At 50.1% G+C, this 13,601-nt stretch carries 13 protein-coding genes; 6 read left to right on the forward strand and 7 right to left on the reverse strand.

Features of this window, described 5'->3' with window-relative positions; genetic code table 11:
* The first annotated feature begins 1 nt into the window (after position 1).
* From menB to AC6R0R_RS04775, 4 genes are all read left to right on the forward strand, one after another.
* A complete protein-coding gene (menB, locus tag AC6R0R_RS04760; protein ID WP_500625870.1) occupies positions 2 to 868 on the forward strand; it encodes a 1,4-dihydroxy-2-naphthoyl-CoA synthase in 867 nt (288 codons plus the stop codon).
* A gap of 11 nt (positions 869 to 879) precedes the next feature.
* Positions 880 to 1,866 carry an o-succinylbenzoate synthase gene (gene menC / locus AC6R0R_RS04765; RefSeq protein ID WP_500625871.1) on the forward strand — a complete coding sequence of 329 codons (987 nt, stop codon included), beginning with the start codon at positions 880 to 882 and terminating at the stop codon, positions 1,864 to 1,866.
* A 39-nt stretch (positions 1,867 to 1,905) separates the two neighbouring features.
* Positions 1,906 to 3,285: an o-succinylbenzoate--CoA ligase gene (gene menE / locus AC6R0R_RS04770; RefSeq protein ID WP_500625872.1), complete on the forward strand. Its 1,380-nt coding sequence runs from the start codon at positions 1,906 to 1,908 to the stop codon at positions 3,283 to 3,285.
* Positions 3,286 to 3,454: 169 nt separating this feature from the next.
* Complete coding sequence (locus AC6R0R_RS04775) at positions 3,455 to 3,649, forward strand: hypothetical protein (RefSeq protein WP_500625873.1); 195 nt, start codon at positions 3,455 to 3,457, stop codon at positions 3,647 to 3,649.
* 14 nt (positions 3,650 to 3,663) lie between these two features.
* Here AC6R0R_RS04775 and AC6R0R_RS04780 read toward each other — a convergent pair whose 3' ends face one another.
* The 3 genes from AC6R0R_RS04780 to AC6R0R_RS04790 all read right to left on the reverse strand — a co-directional run bounded on the left by AC6R0R_RS04780 (position 3,664) and on the right by AC6R0R_RS04790 (position 7,224).
* A complete protein-coding gene (locus AC6R0R_RS04780) occupies positions 3,664 to 4,587 on the reverse strand; it encodes a YeiH family protein (protein WP_500625874.1) in 924 nt (307 codons plus the stop codon).
* Between the two features lie 156 nt (positions 4,588 to 4,743).
* Positions 4,744 to 6,615 carry an MFS transporter gene (locus tag AC6R0R_RS04785; RefSeq protein ID WP_500625875.1) on the reverse strand — a complete coding sequence of 624 codons (1,872 nt, stop codon included), beginning with the start codon at positions 6,613 to 6,615 and terminating at the stop codon, positions 4,744 to 4,746.
* 18 nt (positions 6,616 to 6,633) lie between these two features.
* The gene (locus AC6R0R_RS04790) at positions 6,634 to 7,224 is read right to left on the reverse strand and encodes a TetR/AcrR family transcriptional regulator (RefSeq protein WP_500625898.1); all 591 of its coding nucleotides are present in this window, start codon (positions 7,222 to 7,224) and stop codon (positions 6,634 to 6,636) included.
* A 214-nt stretch (positions 7,225 to 7,438) separates the two neighbouring features.
* On the opposite strand from AC6R0R_RS04790, the gene AC6R0R_RS04795 reads away from it, so the two are divergent.
* Positions 7,439 to 8,308: a Tim44 domain-containing protein gene (locus AC6R0R_RS04795; protein ID WP_334550905.1), complete on the forward strand. Its 870-nt coding sequence runs from the start codon at positions 7,439 to 7,441 to the stop codon at positions 8,306 to 8,308.
* A gap of 102 nt (positions 8,309 to 8,410) precedes the next feature.
* A complete protein-coding gene (locus AC6R0R_RS04800) occupies positions 8,411 to 8,734 on the forward strand; it encodes a DUF1244 domain-containing protein (protein ID WP_500625876.1) in 324 nt (107 codons plus the stop codon).
* Between the two features lie 125 nt (positions 8,735 to 8,859).
* Here the strand turns inward: AC6R0R_RS04800 and AC6R0R_RS04805 are convergent, their stop codons facing one another.
* The 4 genes from AC6R0R_RS04805 to AC6R0R_RS04820 form a co-directional block, all read right to left on the reverse strand.
* A complete protein-coding gene (locus tag AC6R0R_RS04805; RefSeq protein ID WP_334550902.1) occupies positions 8,860 to 9,270 on the reverse strand; it encodes a phosphate ABC transporter substrate-binding protein in 411 nt (136 codons plus the stop codon).
* A gap of 10 nt (positions 9,271 to 9,280) precedes the next feature.
* Positions 9,281 to 10,432, reverse strand: a complete 1,152-nt coding sequence (locus tag AC6R0R_RS04810) for a hypothetical protein (protein ID WP_500625877.1) — start codon at positions 10,430 to 10,432, stop codon at positions 9,281 to 9,283.
* A 106-nt stretch (positions 10,433 to 10,538) separates the two neighbouring features.
* A complete protein-coding gene (locus AC6R0R_RS04815) occupies positions 10,539 to 12,005 on the reverse strand; it encodes a methyl-accepting chemotaxis protein (RefSeq protein WP_500625899.1) in 1,467 nt (488 codons plus the stop codon).
* 443 nt (positions 12,006 to 12,448) lie between these two features.
* Positions 12,449 to 13,525 carry a PLP-dependent cysteine synthase family protein gene (locus AC6R0R_RS04820; RefSeq protein ID WP_500625878.1) on the reverse strand — a complete coding sequence of 359 codons (1,077 nt, stop codon included), beginning with the start codon at positions 13,523 to 13,525 and terminating at the stop codon, positions 12,449 to 12,451.
* Between the last annotated feature and the right edge of the window lie 76 nt (positions 13,526 to 13,601).

Consider the following 13,601-nt stretch of genomic DNA (forward strand, 5'->3'; position numbering starts at 1 on the left):
CATGGCTAAAACAGTCGGTATCTCAGAAGAAGAACTCTACGCTCCCGTTCATTGGCGTGATTGCAGCGCCGAATATGAAGACATCCACTACCACAAATCGGACGATGGCATTGCCAAAATCACCATCGCGCGACCTCAGGTGCGCAATGCGTTTCGCCCTTTGACGGTCAAAGAGATGATCCATGCGCTCGCGGATGCGCGCTACGATGAGAGTGTTGGGGTGATCATTCTGACTGGGCTAGGCGAAAAAGCGTTCTGTTCAGGTGGCGATCAAAAAATTCGTGGCGACTACGGCGGCTACCAAGATGATTCTGGCACTCATCATCTCAACGTGTTGGACTTTCAGCGCCAGATCCGCACCTGTCCAAAACCTGTGATTGCCTCGGTGGCCGGTTGGGCGGTGGGTGGAGGCCACGTATTGCACATGATGTGTGACCTCACGATTGCCGCAGACAACGCCCAATTTGGTCAAACAGGACCTAAAGTGGGTTCTTTCGATGGCGGTTGGGGCGCCTCTTACATGGCTAGAATTGTTGGGCAAAAGAAAGCGCGTGAAATCTGGTTCTTGTGCCGCTTTTACGATGCCCAAGAAGCGCTCGACATGGGGCTGGTGAATGTCGTTGTGCCACTGGAAGAGTTAGAAAAAGAGACGGTGCGCTGGTGCCGTGAAACCTTGCAACACAGCCCAATGGCGCTGCGCTGTCTAAAAGCGGCGTTAAATGCGGATTGTGATGGTCAGGCGGGGCTTCAAGAGTTGGCAGGCAACGCAACTATGATGTTCTACATGACCGAAGAAGGCCAAGAGGGTCGCAACGCTTTTAATGAGAAGCGTCGCCCTGACTTCAATAAATTCCCACGCAATCCGTAAAGGAGTTGGTGATGAGAACAGCCAAACTGTACCGCTACAAACTGCCAATGGACAGTGGTGTGATCCTGCGCGAGCAACGTTTGACTGTGCGGGAAGGCTTTGTGATTGAGCTTTGCTGCGACGGTCAAATTGGTCGCGGTGAAGTCGCGCCGTTGCCTGGCTTTAGCGTGGAGAGCCTCGATGAGGCTTACGCGCAATTGGTCGAGCAACTTTCTTACTGGCAGCTAGGCCAAGAATTGGCGCTGGATGCGCTGCACCCGTCGGTGGCCTTTGGTCTATCGATGGCGCAGATGGAGCTCGACAACGCCTTGCCGGCTGAGGGCTGTTTTCAGGCCGCGCCGCTTTGCTCGGGCGACCCGGATGAGTTGTTGCCCAAACTGGCGGGGATGAGCGGGGAGAAAGTTGCCAAAATCAAAGTTGGCTTGTACGAGCCAATCCGAGACGGCCTACTGGTGAGCCTATTTCTTGAGTCGATTCCCGATTTGACGCTGCGTCTTGATGCGAACCGAGCATGGAGCGCGGACAAGGCGGCGCAATTTGCTAAGAAAATCGCGCCGTCGCTACGTCAATGTATCGCTTTTATTGAAGAGCCGTGTCAAGCGCCGGGGGACAGCTTCTCCTTTGCCATCAACACTGGCATTGCGATTGCGTGGGATGAAACACTGCAACACGCCATGCGCAGCGAGGATTTCTCACTGCATGATCTCAATGGCGCCAAAGCGATCATCATCAAACCAACTTTAATTGGTTCGATTGAACGCTGTAAATCGCTGATTGAGCAAGCGATGTCGCTGGGGATAAAACCTGTGATCAGTTCAAGTATTGAGTCGAGCCTTGGATTGACGCAACTGGCGCGCCTTGCCCATTGGTTGCTGCCGGAGACGATTCCAGGTTTAGATACCGTCGGATTGTTTGCCGCGCAACTTGAGGTCCCTTGGCCGGGCTGTGAGCTGCCGGTTACGCCACTCTCTTCGCAAAGTCTCATCTGGCAATGTTAATCGCCGCTGTGAGATGCGAGCACTATGATGGAAGGCTTCATGTTGTCACCAGTTAGACAATGGGCGCAGCAATGCCCATTGCAACTGGCCTTGCGCACGCCTAAGCGAGACTATACTTGGGCAGAACTGTCTGATGTGGTCAGTGAAACAGCATCGACTCTCGCTCAGCAAGGTGTGGGACAGGGTGATGTGCTCACCTGCATCGGTAAAAACAATTCGGAACTCCTGTTTGTGTTGTTGGCGTGTATGGAGCTAGGGGCCATTTGCGCCATCAGCATGCCCGGTAGTGAGCAGGAGAGGGCGCAAAAGCTGTCGACTTTGTATCCCGCATCGAATGCTGTGAAGCTGTGGTCTTCTCGCCAAGATATTCGCAGTACCCTCAGCTTAGACTTTTCTGCCAACGAGCGACAACGCCAAGAGAATTTTTCTCACAGTTACCACCCTGATAATCTCGCGACGCTGATTTTTACCTCAGGCTCGACTGGGCCCGCTAAGGCCGTCGCCCATACGCACGCGCAGCATTTGACCTCAGCGACGGGTTTATTGGCGCACTTTTCTTTTCAGCCTGAAGATTGCTGGCTACTGAGCTTGCCGCTTTATCATGTCTCTGGGATGGCGATTGTCTATCGCTGGTTGGTCAGTGGCGCGCAGCTCAAAATTGGTACGGGTGAGTTGGCGCAAGACATTCAACAGGTGACTCACGCCTCGCTGGTGGCGACGCAGCTTAAACGTTTACTCGATAGCTCACAGCCTTTACAGCTGAGTCGTGTGTTGCTCGGTGGCAGCCATATTCCGCTAGAGCTCAGTCAACAAGCGGCGGATCGCGGTATCGATACCTGGCTGGGGTATGGGTTGACGGAAGCGGCCTCGACCGTGACAGCAAAACGCGTGGATGGCAAAGAGAGCGCCGGTGTGGTGTTACCCCATCGACGCGTGATGGTGCACGACGGGCGTATTTTGATTGGCGGTGAGACACTCGCGTCAGGGTACTACTTTCAAGGTCAATTGACCCCGCTCCCGACGGTTAGCGTGCCGGGCCAGGGTGATGGGTTTGATAGCAAAGATTTAGGCCATTGGCAGGGAAATGAGCTGTGTATACTTGGCCGCGCCGACAACTTATTTATCTCTGGCGGCGAGAATGTACACTGCGAAGAGATAGAAGCGGCGCTCTGTACCCACAGTGCGATTCGCCAAGCGATTGTGGTACCCATTGACGACGCAGAATATGGCCAGCGGCCTATCGCAGTTATCGATGCCAACGCACTGCCCGATAAAACCGAGCTAGATTCCCACCTAACACCACTATTAGCCAAGTTCAAATGGCCCATCGGTTACTATTTGATGCCCCCTGAATTGACCCAAACAGGCATCAAAGTCTCACGTTATGAGGTTAAGAAGTTTGTAGTTTCAAGTTCCTAGTTCCTAGTTCCTAGAGTAGGGCGCCTTCCTTCTAGGAACTAGAAACTAGCCACTCGCCTCTCCTCACCCATTAGGTCTTTTGGCAATATCACAGACCAAATCTGAATTTCGTTTTGTTATTTCTCTCTTTCATAATAATCGCTAGTTTAAATGGTGAAGGGAATAAGCAATGAATGCGATCTTGATCGTCGCGGTGGTGATTCAGATTATTGTCGCGACGCAAAGCGAGGGTGTGATGCGCTCGTTGTGCGAGCTCACGGCTTTCCTTTTGGTCATTGTGTTTGTTTTTCGTCAGCGTCAGCGATTGAGCCCACGTCATAGACAGCAAGACAACAAAGTGATGATCGAACCAGAAGATCTCTAATGTCGGTTTGCGCGTTAACTGAGCATTAGCCAAGTCAGTGAACCGCTTGAAATCAACACCCATAAGGTGATGCCAAACAACAAGGGCTTGGGTCCGGCAGCTTTCAATTTTTCTAGCGAAATACCACATCCAATCAAAAACAAACAGACCACTAATGCGCGTTTTGCCAGCGCGAAAAGGCCTTCATAGAGCACCTGAAATTGCGGTAGCGCATCACTCACTCCGATCGCGGCGCAGTAGAACAGGATGAAATAGGGAATGGTGACCTTTTTTGCATCGCTGTGAAAAATCCACGCACTCACCAGAGCCACAGGCACTATCCATAAAGCACGCGCTAACTTTAGCGTGGTTGCGGTGGTAAGCGCTTCCTCACCGTATGACGAAGCGGCGCCGACCACCGAAGAGGTGTCATGGATGGCGATGGCGGCCCAAGTTCCGAAGGTGTGTTGGTCGAGATTGAGGGCGTGTCCAATCAACGGGAACACAAATAAAGCGACCGAGTTAAGCACAAATACGGTTGCCAGTGCCAAGCCAATTTGTTCGTCTTTCGCATTGATCGCCGGTGATACGGCGGCGATGGCGCTGCCGCCACAAATCGCGGTGCCCGATGAGATTAAATAGCCGGTGACCGTGTCCAACTTAAGCTTCTTCGCGAGCCAGCTACCGATGAGCAAGGTGCCAACGATGGTGGTGATAATCAGGCCGATGCCATCCGCGGTGATGCTGATGGCTTGCTGAAATTGAATACCAAAACCCAAGCCAACAATGGAGTAGGCGAGTAGCTTTTTGGTGATTTTTGCAAGCGGGATCGACGTCGGTACCCAGCCCATCGACGCGATCAAAAAGCCAATCACCAGTGCGGTGGGTGACGAAATCCAGGGCGTTAAACACAGGGCCAGTGCTGCCCAAAAAAGCCAAGTTGAAGAGGATCGGATCATCGTTGCTCTAAGTGCCTACAGAAACGTGTTCAGTGAATAACGTCAGTCTAAAGCAGTTTTGTTGTTAAGTAGATTAGTATGATTTGAACAATCGTTAAGTTTTTATTAACGCTTGTCTTCACAGTGAGCGCCTGTATCAAGTCGTGTGTAGGTTGATTATCGCCAATCGCCGCGCAGTTCGAGCACGCGTTGCTTCATCCCTTCGGCGGAGGCCTCTTGCGGTGCCACCGGCTCTCCGGCTTCGATTTCAATTCTTGACCAGAATCGACTCGGCAAGCCTTTGCAGGCACTGCCTTTCACGCGACTAAAGTAGCTGCCCCACATGCCTTTCAGAGCGACGGGAATCACAGGGACAGGGCTGCGTTTAAGAATGATGTCCATACCGCGCATAAACGGGCCGATTTCGCCATCAGGCGTCAGTGTGCCCTCAGGGAAAATACAGACGATGTGTCCCTCTGCCAGCGATTGTTCCACTTCGCTGAACGCGCGGCGGATAGAACCTCGGTTTTGCGCGCAAATCGGAATCACGCCGGCCCGCTTTAAAAAGCGTTTTAGCGGAGGAAGATGGGCGTACTCTTCATGCATCACAAAACGAATCAAACGCGGACACACCGCGCTCAGTAGCAGCGCATCCATATAACTGACATGGTTACAGACAATCAGTGCGCCGCCCTGTTCGGGCAGATGGTGTAAGTTTTTGTGTTTGACGCGATAGGCGCTGTGCGTCAGCACCCAAACCAAAAAACGCACCGCAAAAATCGGCACTTGCAGGAAGAGATAGAGCGCGACTAAGGCATTCAACACCGACAGCAGAATAAACAGCTGCACTATGGTGAGGTTGAGTAAGCTCAGGCACACAATGCCCATCACAGCGCTGCCTACCATAAAGAGTGAGTTATAAATATTGAGCGCCGCAACGACCTGCGCGCGCTCATTCTCTTTTGAGCGCTGCTGCATTAATGCATACAAAGGCACGATAAACAGACCGCCAGAGGCACCTAGAAGTAGCAGATAAACGAACACTGGCCACAGTGCTGAGTGGCTAATAAACGCGTGGAACGTAGAAAATTCGGGCAATTGCTTAGGGACAGCGAGCGCCATTAGTAGACCAAACAGGGTAATCCCGGCACTGCCAAGTGGCACGATGCCAATATCGATGCGATTTTTCGATAGCTTGTCACAAGCCATGGAGCCAACCGCAATGCCGATTGAAAACAGCGCGAGCAGGAAGGAGACCGCGGCTTCATTGCCACTTAAGTGCAGTTTGGTGAAATTGGGGAACTGAGTCAGGTAGGCAGCGCCTAAAAACCAGAACCAACTGATTGCCATTAAAGTTTGAAAGACGGTTCTGTCGCGCTTGGCGATCGCCAGCGTACGGCGTGTCTGCTGGATAGGCTGCCAACGAAAGGTCAGGTTTGGGTCACTGGCTGGGGCAACCGGAATTGATCGGCTGGCGAGATAACCCGCAATCGCAAACACCACGACGGCAACCGCCGCAACGTATTTGGCGTTCTCTGCGGAGGCAATGACGCCAGCGCCCAGTGTGCCAAGCAAAATCGCAAGAAAGGTGCCGGTTTCGACTAAGGCGTTGCCGTTCACCAGTTCATGTTGCTTAAGCTGAGAAGGTAATAGCGCGTATTTAATCGGCCCGAAAAACGCCGATTGGGTACCCATTAAAAACAGCAACAAGAGCAAAATAACATAGCTTTCGGTAATAAAACCGACAGCGCCAAGGCACATAATGGCAATTTCCGCCAATTTGACCTTACGAATGAAGCCCGCTTTTTCGTATTTGTCTGCCAATACTCCCGCCGACGCCGAGAATAAAAAGAAAGGCAATATGAACAGGCCCGCAGCGAGGTTGATGAATAAGTTGCTAGAGATGGGTAGCGCGTTTGCGCCCGCGAACGCGACAAACAGCAGCAAAACATTTTTGAAAATGTTGTCGTTAAACGCGCCAAAAAACTGGGTAATAAAATAGGGTAGAAAGCGCTGTTGTCGAAGAAGCGAGGTCTGGGGCTCTGACATGAAGGGGCCTTTTATTGATTACCAGCTTTTAAGATAGCTCGAAAGTAAATTTTCGATAAGCACTTTGCCCTCAATCGGCTCAGCAGCAAAAAACTTATCATCGACACTGAGTAAGGTAATGCCGTGAACGCCCGCCCACAACACGCGACTGGCTTTCACCACTTCTTGATCTGAGCGATGAGGGGCAACGGCTTTCAGCAGATGTTCCAGCATGCTGGTCATACCGTCAATGCGCTGTGCTTGCCATTCGGGCAGCGCTTCCCCGTTCATATTGTGCTCAAAAATGAGCTGCCAACGGTAAGGGTGGCGTGCCGCAAAGTCGTGGTAGCAATAGGCAAGCTCATATAAGGCTTTGGTGCTGTGGTTACAACGTTCAACGACCTTTTTTGACTCAAGCGCGAGTTCGTCCAGTGTTTGAGCGACCGCGTGTAAGAGCAGCAGGTTGTAGTTGCCAAACACATTCACCAAGGTGCTCGGAACATAGCCGATTTTATTCGCCAGCTTACGCAGGCTCAACTCATGATGAGAGTGAGTCGTGAGGAACTCTTTTACCGTGTCTAAGGTGAGTGCGATCAGCTCTTCGCGAGTGTGGTCGTTGCGTCTGGCCATAAAAAGGGGATGAAAATGAACAATGTTCAATATTCTAATAAGCACCTGTTCGATCCGCAACAAAACAATCACTAAATTGGGTCGTTTCCTTGCGGATAGCTGCAATATTCTGATACATCATAAACCCGGCTTCTGGTTTCTTTATCAAGGATGTCTGGGTATTATGCGATGATAACGAAAACTTCATCCTCAAATGGAAACTCTAAGGAAAAATATGAAACGTTTGTTTTCCCTAGTTGCTCTACTCATGGTCTCTGTCGCCATGACGCCTGTTGCCGAAGCGAAAAAGTTCGGTGGTGGTAAATCTTTCGGTAAAAGCTTTAAAACAGCCCCTGCGCCGAAGCAGCAGCAACAAAACACCAATACGCTGGGTAAAGACCAAGCGACCAAAGCACCGAGCTCAAGTAAAAAAGGCTTAATGGGCGGCTTGCTTGGCGGTCTGCTTGCTGGTGGCCTGCTCGCGGCATTTTTCGGTGGCGCGTTCGAGGGCATCCAATTTATGGATATTCTCATTCTCGGTTTGATCGCTTTTGTGATCTTCAAATTTATGCGCGGCATGTTGGGCGCAAAACAGGGCAGCATGAATCAACATCGTCAGCAACCTGCTTTTGGCGGCAGCGCACCCAAGTTCGAACAGCCGAATGTTCACAACTTTGAACAAGCGTCTGCGTCTTCTGCAGGCGGTTTTGGTGCACAGACTGATGTGCCACACAACACGCCACCGGGTTTTGATCAAGCGGCCTTTATCAACGGCGCGCGTGAGCACTACCGCATTTTGCAAGGGGCGTGGAACCACAACCAGTTGGAGACCATTGAAGAGTATGTGTCACCAAGCTTGTTCGAAGACCTAAAAGCAGAGCGTGCAAAGCTAGAGGGCGATCAACACACTGACGTTATGTATGTGGATGCGGAAATCGTGCGAGCGGACTACGACGCGTCAAAAGCGCAACTGAGCCTACAGTTTAGCGGTCGCTACCGTGATGCGGTGGAAGGCGTTGAAGAGAATATCGAAGACATCTGGCACCTAGAGCGTGACTTAACCGTCGACAATGCGCCATGGTTGATTGTTGGTATCCAAGGGTAATATCCTAAGGTATAACCTGATGTAAGAAAACGCCCATTTCGATGGGCGTTTTTTTCACCTCTCCATGATTGACCTTAACAACCAAAACAAGGAAAGAGTAACGTGGCTGAATTTAAGTACCAACACCTCTCACAGGAAGAGCAAGACAAACTCGATGCCGCTGTGTTTCGCCGCTTGCTGTCACACCTAGACGACAATAAAGACGTGCAAAATATCGATCTGATGATCTTGGCGGGTTTTTGCCGCAATTGCTTTAGCAAATGGTACAAAGCCGAGGCGGACAACCAAGGGTTAGCATTGGATATTGATGACGCACGCGAGCGTGTTTACGGCATGACTTACGATGAGTGGAAGCAAAACCATCAACCTAAGGCTACCCCAGAGCAGTTGGTGGCCTTTGAAGCTCGTCAGAATCGCACCAAATAGCGAGTAGTAGCTACAGAGCGAATCAAAGCAGTAGCAAACGTCAGAGACAAAAAAGCCAGCGCAGGTTCCACCTCGCTGGCTATTGTTTAGATTGCGCCTATGTTTAGATTGCGTTTAGGGGCGGTTTAGAGCTTAAGAAGCACCTTAACGTCGCCTGTGACCGCAGACTCATCCACATAGCCAATCGCGCTGGCATTCGAAGAGACTTCCGCAATCACGCCAGCGTAATCGGCCACTTGAACAGGCGCTTCCGCTTTACCCGTAAAGACCAAGCGTGACCAAGCCGATTGCAGCTGAGACTCACTGCGACCCGTGGCGATTTCATGAAAAGCGATACGCCCAGCGTCGCCATCAGCCAGCTCAACGATACGCGCAGTTGAGCCATTGTCGAGCTTAGTTTTCTTGCCCATAAAGAGCTTTTTCACATCACCCGCTGAGAGTGAGTCCACACCAGCCGGATTACCAATCACGACCATACCTGCTAGCGCATTGAATGAAAGGGCAGAAGCCGCTAATAAAGTGATCAGTTTTTTCATCGCTTCCTCCTTAGAATACAAAGTCTAGACGTGCAGAGTAGACGAAGGTGTCTTGCTCCAAAAATTCAGAATATGAACTGTTTATATTTGTTTGATAGCCGCCTGATGTATCTTTGTAGTCAACGTATGTAACATCAAATTTTAGAGCCATATTTTGATAAAAATCCCAACGGCTACCCAGAGAGTATGAAATGCGCTCGTAGTTAGAGATCTTATTTAGGGCAAGAGCGGTTTGGTATGCTGATTGATCCGAAACGGCGAGCGCGAGGCTAGGTTCGGGACGTTCATCATCATCCGTGGTTTCTACCCAGCTTGAGGCTATGTAAGGAGTAAATTCGCCAATACGATACCCGACTAAGCCAGAGAGTGAACGAGTGTCATAGAATTTTCCGTCCAATTGAACGTCGGTACCTTCGACATTAACGAGTAAGTCGCCATTATCGTACTGTGCTCCGAGGGAAATAAACTGCCCATCTTTGTCTTTGGCTATCACAGAGAGGTTACAGCCATCGCTGCTGTCAGTACATTGTGGATCTGCTGTTGCTCTAAAATATGAGCCACGTAAAGTAATATCTTCGTAGTTCCAACTCGCCGATAAACCCATTAATTTGTTGAGTTTCACCTCACCAATGCGAGAATCATCTTCGTCTACTGTACCAATCCCAACTACTGGTTGAATAAGCAAGGTTGATTCATCAAAATCGACTGGTATTAGGAGCTCAGCGCCAGTATACCCTTTTAAGACAATGTTCTGATACGTCTCTTGAGAGGGTCTCAACATTGGATAGGCGTATCCTAAGTCGATGTAATCCGAGTAGAAAAACAATGGTAGGCGTAACTTACCAGCACGAGCGGTGAAAGAGTCAAATTCGTAGGCAAGGTAAGCCATTTCAAATTTTGGATCGTAGTCATATTGACTGTTTGCAACAATTTGAGTGACAAACTTAGCTCGATCATTCACTTGGAAGTCAAACTGAATTCCGGCGAGTGTTTCTTGTTCCCACTCAACGTTGTCATCAGTGTATCCTGCGTAGCCGACATCATTGTCTGCTTTACCGATACCAACGGAACCAAATCCTCCGATAGATAGGTCTTCTAAACTGGCAGCGTTAGCGCCAAATGCGGCGAGTGCCACACAGCTTGCTAGAATCGTTCTTTTCATCCTGAACTCCACTACTTTATGTTGGGGGTTATCATAGTTATTTAATTTTGGGCGAATTTGTCCACACCATCGCGCTTACGAGACGGTGTGAGAGACAAAGAGGTCGCTACTTGACCTTAAAGTGACTCGTCAGTTCGGTTAAGTTAGCGGTAATAATGTTGATGTTTTGCGCGACGCTATCGAGCTCACCGACACTGTCTGCCGTGCCTTGAGCCATGTTGCGGATGTTGGCCACTATGGTTTCAATCTCTGCGGATGTGCGTTCTTGCTCTTCTGTGGAAGAGGCAATCAGTTCGTTTTTGTGGCTAATATCCGAGACGTCAGCGGTGATGCGTTGCAAAGATTGCTCGGCGACGAGCGATTTCTCTACGCACGCTTCCGCTTTGTTGGCGCTTTCGGTAATGATGTTGGCAGCGGTTTTGGTTTGTTCCTGTAACTGCTGCAAGACAGATTGAATTTCTTGAGTAGAGGTTTGAGTGCGAGAAGCGAGGGTGCGCACTTCATCGGCCACCACGGCAAACCCGCGGCCCTGTTCGCCCGCGCGGGCGGCTTCAATGGCGGCGTTAAGCGCCAGTAAGTTGGTTTGCTCAGCAATGGCGCTGATCGCATCCAAAATCGAGCCCGCATTTTGGGTGTTGGCATCGAGCTGTTGAACGACGGTCGAGGCGTTTCTCACGTCTTCCGTCAACTCTTGAACGGCAGTGATGGTGCTCTTAACTTGCACTTCACCGTTGCTGGCTTGCTCACTGGCGCTGTTGGCTGAGACGGAAGCATCGCTGGCGTTGGAGGCAATCAGCCTCGCAGCTTCAAACAATTGCGCCAGTGAACGAGAGACTTCTTCGATCGCTTGGTATTGTTTGTCTGAGAGGCTAGAGGTCGAATGGCTCGATTCCACTAGAGTGGTGGAAATGTTGTCCAGCTTGCTGACGTTTTCGATAGTGTGGGTGACGTTTTGCTGCAACTTATTGACGAATAGGTTGAAGGAGTCCACCACAGGTTTCAATTCATCGCGTTTGTCATGTTGAATACGTACCGTGAGATCGCCATCGCCCTCGGCAATATCGCGCATGTTTTCAGCTAATGAACCCAGATCGCGACGAATACCGCGAGTCACAAATCCGCCCATGACGATGATCAGAACCAGCGCCACAACGCCAAGAACGCTCATGTTGCGACTTGCGGTCACGTTGTCGCTTTGTAGCTCCGTTACCGACTGCTCAAACTCATCAATGCGAGCTTGAGAGAAATCGGACATTTGGGTGGTCAGTTGGCTAAGAAGTTGGTTATTTGCTTCGGCTTTTCTGGCCGCCTCGGACAGATCGAGTTCGCCATCAATCATGCCGAGCGCGACATCATAAGTGCCATTGAAATAGCTCTCTAACGTCGATTTAAGTTGCGTCGTTTGGGATTTCAGTGCTGGCTGCAAAGTAGCTTGCATCTCAAAATTGCCGACGATTTCCGCGAGCGTGTCACGGTTGATATCGAGCATCTCTTCATCACCGAGTGTTACGGCGAGATTGAATCGCTCTGCAAGCTGAGAGAGCAGCACAGAGTTCAGGGAGGCCGAGTTCATCACGGGGTAATAAAGCTTATTGATATCACGAACTTGTTCGGTGTTATTGGTGAGGGTTGAGCCACCGATGGAGAGGATGCTCACAAAGCCGAATAGAGACACCAAGCAGAGTGCAAGGACCTTCCCACGAATGGAGAGCGACAGCATAGAAATTTCCTTATTTCAGTATCAACAATTTAATGGTGACTGTTATAGTTTTAAGGTACGTAATATTATTATTATCAATAATCATCACATCTTATCAACACGAAAACAATAACCTAGCCACGTTATTTTGCTATTACTGTGAAGGATAGTCGCTCTTTTGGGACTCTGCTGAGTTTAAAACAGAAGTCTTAGGTTAAAAATTGATTTTTGTATGACTTAGTCCCTTGCTATTTTCATTATTTATAATAAATACAACGGGTTAATAATCGCACGATTTTATCACCCGTTGTTTGAATTTATCGGATGTTTAGCCCCGATCCTGTGGCTGAAAACTGTTTAAGTTGCGTGAGGTAAGGCGCTAAATCACCAATGTGATCCTCAACCCATTCTGGTGAAAAGTAGGTATCGAGGTAGCGCTCACCACTGTCACAGAGCAGCGTGACAATGGCGCCTTGCTCGCCTTTGGCTTTCATTTCGCTGGCGATTTGCAGCGCGCCGAACAGATTGGTGCCTGTAGATGGACCCACTTTACGCCCCAGAATCCCCTCAAGCCAATGGATAGTCGCGACCGAAGCGGCGTCCGGAATGGTGCGCATTTCATCGATAACGCCGGGAATAAAGCTCGGTTCGACTCTTGGGCGGCCGATCCCTTCTATTTTACTGCCACATTCGAGCGTCAATGAGGCATTGCCAGTACGATAAAATTGATGAAACACAGAGTGTTCTGGGTCAACCACGCACAACTTGGTGTTGTGCTGTTGATAGCGAATAAAGCGGCCAATGGTGGCGGAAGTGCCGCCTGTTCCTGGGCTCATGACTATCCAACTGGGGATAGGGTGTGTCTCGAGTGCCATCTGGCTAAAGATCGAGTTGGCGATATTGTTGTTACCGCGCCAGTCTGTCGCGCGCTCGGCATAAGTGAACTGGTCCATATAATGGCCGTTGAGCTCTTTGGCGAGGCGGTGAGATTCTGCGTAAATCTGGTCGGTGCGTTCGACCAGATGCGCTTTGCCACCGTAAAATTCGATTTGCTCAATTTTTTTCCGCGCGGTGCATTTGGGCATCACGGCGATAAAGGGCAACCCAAGTAGCCGCGCAAAGTATGCCTCAGAGACCGCGGTACTGCCGGAAGAGGATTCAATGATCGGAGTGTCAGGCCCGACCCAACCATTGCATATCGCGTACAGAAACAGTGAGCGTGCCAATCGGTGTTTGAGCGAGCCGGTAGGGTGCGTGCTTTCATCTTTTAAGTAGATATCAATGCCGTCAACACACGGCAAATCGAGTTTGATGAGGTGAGTATCGGCGCTGCGTTGATAGTCCGCTTCAATTTTGCGCACAGCGCTGTTTATCCAATCATGATCTTTACACACGGTATCGCTTCCATTGTTCATGCAATGAAAATAAACTAACTTCAAATAAGGAGAAATGCTTACCTATTTTTCCTTG

Source organism: Vibrio sp. R12-SW3-ISO1, from assembly GCF_059834005.1.